General features: G+C 42.5%; 4 protein-coding genes. 3 read left to right on the top strand and 1 reads right to left on the bottom strand.

Features of this window, described 5'->3' with window-relative positions:
- Nucleotides 1-180: 180 nt before the first annotated feature.
- The gene (locus tag ACVBIK_RS02145; RefSeq protein ID WP_447162721.1) at nt 181-630 is read right to left on the bottom strand and encodes an REP-associated tyrosine transposase; all 450 of its coding nucleotides are present in this window, start codon (nt 628-630) and stop codon (nt 181-183) included.
- 679 nt (nt 631-1309) lie between these two features.
- Between ACVBIK_RS02145 and ACVBIK_RS02140 the strand changes: the two genes are divergently transcribed.
- The 3 genes from ACVBIK_RS02140 to ACVBIK_RS02130 all read left to right on the top strand — a co-directional run bounded on the left by ACVBIK_RS02140 (nt 1310) and on the right by ACVBIK_RS02130 (nt 6359).
- Nucleotides 1310-2890, top strand: coding sequence for an oligosaccharide flippase family protein (locus ACVBIK_RS02140; protein WP_447168972.1), 1581 nt, complete (start codon nt 1310-1312; stop codon nt 2888-2890).
- Nucleotides 2887-3963: a glycosyltransferase family 2 protein gene (locus ACVBIK_RS02135; RefSeq protein ID WP_447168971.1), complete on the top strand. Its 1077-nt coding sequence runs from the start codon at nt 2887-2889 to the stop codon at nt 3961-3963. The genes ACVBIK_RS02140 and ACVBIK_RS02135 overlap by 4 nt, the downstream gene beginning before the upstream one ends.
- A 191-nt stretch (nt 3964-4154) precedes the next feature.
- Complete coding sequence (locus ACVBIK_RS02130) at nt 4155-6359, top strand: WecB/TagA/CpsF family glycosyltransferase (RefSeq protein WP_447168970.1); 2205 nt, start codon at nt 4155-4157, stop codon at nt 6357-6359.
- Nucleotides 6360-6364: the final 5 nt, after the last annotated feature.

Here is a 6364-nt window from a genome sequence, read left to right as displayed (position 1 = left end):
CATCTTTGTAGGTTGGGCTTTAGCCCATCACAAACAAACCAATATATAAATAGACGGCATAAATACCGACCTACAAAATATAGACATCAACTTGAAATACTGCCTTCCTACATCTTTGTAGGTTGGGCTTTAGCCCATCACAAACAAACCAATATATAAATAGACGGCATAAATACCGACCTACAAATAAATTGAATTCCAAAAAGGATAGTCTCCAATACGATTAACCAATCCCTTTCTTAGTGGATTCGTAACTATGTATCTGCTTATATTTTCTCTATCTTCATCAAGACGTAAGGCACGGTCATAAAATGATGGTTGCCATAATGCTCCTGAACGGTTTAGCTTTCTATTGATAACAAAGCTACTAGCGCCTTTTAACGTTCCCACGACTTTTGATAACTCAGCTCCCTTTTCCAATCGTAACAATCCATGAAAATGATCTGGCATTAATACCCAAGTTAACCAAGAACAGTTATATTGCAGCTCATTTTTAGCAATTCCTATGCAAAATAGTTGGGACACATAAAAGTCTATGAAATGATCTAAATTATTTTCGGTATTAAAAGTTATAAAGTACTCACCGCCTTCTTGCGAAAACCGGCCTACTCGTAAGTCACTCCATGACATCATCATCTCCCTTTGTAAAAACTGGCGGCATAAATACCGACCTACAAAATATAGCCATCTGCTTGAAGTACTGCCAACCTACATCTTTGTAGGTTGGGCTTTAGCCCATCAAAACCGCACCAATGCATAGAAAGACGGCATGAATACCGACCTACAAAATATAAATATCAGCTTGAAGTACTGCACTCATGCACTTTTGTAGGTTGGGCTTTAGCCCATCAAAAAAAACTTCACATAGCTGACGGCATAAATGCCGACCTACATAGACAACGCCGCTTTATCCATAAGTGAGCCTGCGAACGTTCCGTATACCGTAAGGCCATAGGCCGTTCCGATTTCCCGACTCAGCTTATCCGTCTTTGCTTTTACCTAGAACCTAGAAGTGAGCTTGCGAACGCCCTAGAAGCGCAGTGTCCTTCTTAGCTTTTTTTCCATACTGACTTGCAAAATGCGAATGAATTACCGCCACCTGAATCTGTAAAAATAAGCCTAGAACTCACGGTGAAAAATATTACAGAAAAATCATCAAGTTAAATAAGAAAAAGAAAAAACAAATAGATTGGCATGAACCCTGTATTAGCTAATGAAGAGCCATACAAGAGCTATATCCCATGAATAAGAAATGAGGGATACAAGCTCGAAAATATGTTCGACTGTGAGATATCTAACAGGTGCTGATATGCAAAACGAATCGACATGTAACAACTTTCTATCGACACTTTCAAGTGGCGCAATGGCCAAAGGGCTATTCTGGTTGGGTTCTGCTCAAGTGCTTGGCCGTATTGTGCGCTTAGGTTCCAGCATTATCATCGCTCGACTATTTACTCCGGAAATATTTGGCCAAGTAGCCATCATACTGACCAGCTTTGAGATCATCTGTACGCCTACACGTCGTATATCTTCTGCCGCATTAATCAAAATGGATGATAACCAACTAATACAATCTTTATCTGCGGCTGATCAGGTGAACTGGTTAGCCGCTATAACCGCCTTCGTTGCCATGAGCTTACTCAGCTGGCCGCTTGCTATCTACTACGATGACATGCAGCTAATTTTACCTATGATACTCATGGCAACAAGCTATTTACTCCTACCATTTGGCATGCTTTACGCTGCTATAAACCTGCGAGCAAATCGCATGCGTGTGGTCGGTCGAGCCGTGCTCTGGCAAACAGCGTTCGATGCCATATTAACCGCAACACTGGCTTTGCTCGGCTTAGGTATTTGGGCCATTATTTTGCCCAAAATTATTGTGGTATTTATTTGGATTGGGATTCATAGATACCACAACCCCTTACCTAAGCCTTTATCAAATCACACTACAGCTTTTAGTAAAGCAACGCTCAACCAAGTAAAACCTTTCAGCCTACTTTCATCTAATGCAAAAAGCTTACTCAAATTTGGTATACAGGTTGGGCTTGGCGACTTAGCCATCGCACTGAGACAAAATATTGATTATATATTGATAGGCTATTTTCTTGGTCTAGAAGCCTTAGGCATCTACTTTTTTGCATTTAATGCCAGCCTAGGGATCAGCTTAGGTTTAGTGCAAAGCTATGGCACAGCGCTTTACTCTCACCTTTGTCTCAAAAAGTCCGAATCGAAACCACTACAAGCGGCTCATCAATTTGACCATGAACTAAGCCATGAACCAATTACCAAACTAAGCCATGAGGCAAGCCCCGAAGCAATTACCAAACTAAGCCATGAGGCAAGCCCCGAAGCAATTGCCAAACTAAGCCATGAGGCAAGCCCCGAAGCAACTGCCAAACTAAGCCATGAGGCAAGCCCCGAAGCAATTGCCAAACTAAGCCATGAACTAAGCCAGGAACAAAAATATTTTCAGTCTTTAAAGTTCATTATGTTACTGACAGTGCCACTTGTGAGCCTACAAACACTCCTTGCCCCAATGTACCTTCCTTTGGTTTACGGACAGAAGTGGATAGATGTCGGTGCGCTGCCAATATTTATTCTGCTGTGCTTAAGTGGTTTAGTTCGTCCACTTGGAGAAGCAGCCAGTCAATACCTTATTAGTATGGGTAGAAGCCAACTTAACCTGCTTTGCAACAGCGCTTTTACTCTTACTCTTGCTATCACGATTGGGTTTTCAAGCTACTGGGGGCTTCAAGCAGTTGCACTTGCAATCTTAATACTGCACGTCATTGCCATGCCAAGCTTTACCCTTTACCTAAAACTCAGCTCAAACGTTCAACGGGCCAAAGCCAAACACTTGCCCTCACCACTTAGAGGTTCACTATGACTGTTAACTCTTACCCCAAAAAACCAACTGCCGTAAAAGTATCCGTAGTTATGCCTGTCTATAATGTTGAGGCGTTTGTAGAGGATGCGATCAATTCAGTTCTTAGCCAGACCTTTGAAAATTTTGAACTAATCCTCGTCAATGATTGCTCTAGTGATTCAAGCTTACAAATCTGTCAGCAATTTAAAGAGGCTCGTATTCGGATTATTAATCACGAGTCCAACCTAGGTTTAGCGGCCGCTCGAAATACAGGTATTCGCCACGCAATAGGTCAATACGTAGCCTTTCTTGATTCAGACGACATGTGGCACAGCGAAAAACTGCAGCAACATATTAACCACCTCGAAAATAACCCTGAAGTTGGTATCAGCTTCTCAAGGTCGCTATTCATCAGCTCTGAAGGCCAAAGAATGAATATCTACCAGATGCCGCAACTCACTAATATCAGCGCGCAAGATCTACTCTGCCGTAACCCTGTCGGTAATGGTTCGGCCCCAGTGATCCGTCACGAAACCCTCAGCGATATTCGCTATCAATCACTGAGTAAACATGTTCCCCATAGCTGTTATTTCGACGAAAATCTTCGTCAATCAGAAGATATCGAATGCTGGTTAAGGATCGTAACCACCACCCACTGGAAAATGGAGGGGCTGCCAGCACCTCTAACCTTTTATCGTTTAAACCCCCAGGGCTTATCCGCTGATTTGAACAAGCAATATGCCTCTTGGGAAACCATGATAAATAAAGCTACAGGCTATGCGCCTGAGCTAATTTTTCAGTATGAAGCTAAGGCTAGAGCCTATCAATTGAGATATATTGCAAGGCAAGCCATCCGTAACAGAAACGGCAAAGAGGCCGTTAAGCGCCTACATCAGGCCATTAATATCGCACCCAGTATTATTGGTGCAGAAACCAGCCGAACTTTAGCGACCTTAGCCGCGGCTTACTTATTGAAATACCTACCACAGGCTGTTTATAACCGCTGTGAGAAACAAGCCCTATCCATACTCAGTTACATTCACAGGGTAAAAATCCATCAAGATGGTGTTAAGCCTGCATTGTTAAAACCCTAGCCAATTAATCCATTCGCAACCTGCCATGCAAGTTGCGAATGCTTAGCTCAACATAGCCACCTAAAAACAAAAACAATACCAAACCAATGATTTTCAACGAATTTAAATTTGGCACTGTATATGCAAACTAACGATTAACTACATAAAAAAATATATAAAAATTAAGCCCAACTATTGGTAAGGACTCAACAATGAAAAAGACTAAACATAAAATAGAGTCTGCTGAAAAATCAACTTTAGAAGGTCACTCCTGCTTCAGTATTCGTTGCTTTGACCTTTGTGCAGCGCTATTGATGCTGCTACTGACCAGCCCATTAATCTTGTTTGGATTTGTAAGAAGCCTTACCGACAGAAACACTAGAAATACAACCATAGAAACCCTCTATATTGAAGCGGCTCAAATCCAGGAGCTTGACTTTAATACGACTAATGTTGCGCTAATAGGTTTGAAGCAATTTTCATACTCAGGTTGGTGCACAAAACTGCCGATGCTCATTAACCTACTTAAGGGTGATATCACAATTTTAGGCACTCAATCGGTATTTGCATTTACAGCACCGAGTGAATTAAACAAAGTCGACACTGACAATACTGAACCCAAAAATGCAGCACGTAGCAAACCAAGCGCAACGTCTAAAAATAAAGGCACAGCAAACAACTCGTCAGTAAAGCCGTCAAATACGCGCTTTTACATCAAACCAGGGCTCACCTCATTTGAACAGATGAATGCAGCGACCGGCCTTTGCTTTGAATGTGCATCAACGTCACTCAACAAGGCTCACCAAAATTTAGCCCATTATCTGTTAGCACTCTTTAGAGCGCTTATCATCGCCACGCTCACTCGCGCAGTGTTTAACAAACCCACGAGCCACGACACTAAGATCACTGTTTTTGGCATACACCTAAATAACTGGACCATGAGCCAATTATTAAATGAGGTTCTACAGCAATGTAAAGCCCCTTCAAAGCCCATGCAGCAATTTAGTTTCGTCAATACAGACTGCCTTAATCGCAGCACTCAAAACGAGGCTTATCGCCAATGCTTACAACAAAGTGATTTGATTTTTGCCGATGGCATAGGTGTACGCCTAGCCTGCCTCAGCAAAGCTAAAGCACTAAAAGATAATCTAAATGGCACTGATATGTTTCCGCGCCTATGTGAGCTCGCCTCAAACAATCACTTATCGATTTTTATGTTAGGTGGGCGCGCTGGTATTGCAGAGCAAGCCGCTCACAATATGCAAGCGCAATATAAAAACCTTAAAATTGCAGGCTACCATCATGGCTACTTTGACTGCGACTCAAATAGCCCACAGAGCCTGGGTATTGTAGAGACAATTAACCAAACTAAAGCCGATATACTGTTAGTTGCCATGGGCGCACCACAACAAGAACTGTGGCTAGCGGCGAATAGAGCCAAGCTCAATTGCGCTGTAGGAATAGGAGTGGGTGGGCTTTTTGATTTTTACGCTAATCGAATTAAGCGTGCCCCTCTCTGGTTAAGACAAATAGGGTTTGAATGGAGTTACCGTTTACTGCAAGAGCCCAAAAGAATGTGGAAACGCTACATTCTTGGTAACCCAAGCTTTCTATATCGCGTTTGGCATGAAAATAATCAACTAAAAAAGCTACGCATCCATAAGGAAAGTGTTGATGCCAAAACTGCAACACCACTAACCAGGAGCCAACTCAAAACTAAGCTTCACAATGCAACAAGAAAAAACCAGGCGATGCCACAGTTTGATTTAAAACAAGCCAATACTCGCCGCGCCATTTTCAACATGCACCAACGTATTAACTGCGCCTGCAAGCGTTCGCTTGATGTATTTATATCATCAAGCCTACTCATACTGCTGTCACCTTTTTTACTCTTCACTATCGTGCTGATTAGACTTGAATCCAGAGGCGGCGCGCTATACAGCCAAACACGAGCAGGCCGTAATAACAGTCCATTTATTATGTGGAAGTTTCGATCCATGTATCAAGATGCCGAGCAGAGACAGGCATCACTCACCACCGCAAATGAAATGAATGGCGGAGTGATCTTCAAAATGAAAAAAGACCCTAGGATCACTAAAGTAGGTTACTTCATCCGTAAAGCTTCTATCGATGAGCTACCTCAGTTATGGAATGTGCTCAAAGGGGATATGTCGTTAGTCGGGCCACGCCCGCCCCTTATGACTGAAGTAAAGCAATATAGCCAGCACCATAGAAATCGATTAATGATAAAGCCTGGAATAACCTGTATTTGGCAAGTCTCCGGTCGCTCAACCATTGCATTTGAACAGCAGGTTGAACTAGATATTGACTATATCTATCAACAATCTTTCACCGCTGATCTGCTTATCCTCATCAAGACCATCCCTGCGGTTATTTTCGCCCGCGGCGCGTATTAAGGAGC

The sequence above is a fragment of the Shewanella sp. 125m-1 genome (assembly GCF_052977065.1).
The sequence above is the reverse complement of the archived record's forward strand: the minus strand, read 5'-3'. Positions and strand labels throughout refer to the sequence as shown.

Excerpts from the sequence above, each read along its gene's own strand:
- ACVBIK_RS02145 (WP_447162721.1), bottom strand. The coding sequence starts at position 630 with ATGTCATGGAGTGACTTACGAGTAGGCCGGTTTTCGCAAGAAGGCGGT.
- ACVBIK_RS02140 (WP_447168972.1), top strand. The coding sequence starts at position 1,310 with ATGCAAAACGAATCGACATGTAACAACTTTCTATCGACACTTTCAAGT.
- ACVBIK_RS02135 (WP_447168971.1), top strand. The coding sequence starts at position 2,887 with ATGACTGTTAACTCTTACCCCAAAAAACCAACTGCCGTAAAAGTATCC.
- ACVBIK_RS02130 (WP_447168970.1), top strand. The coding sequence starts at position 4,155 with ATGAAAAAGACTAAACATAAAATAGAGTCTGCTGAAAAATCAACTTTA.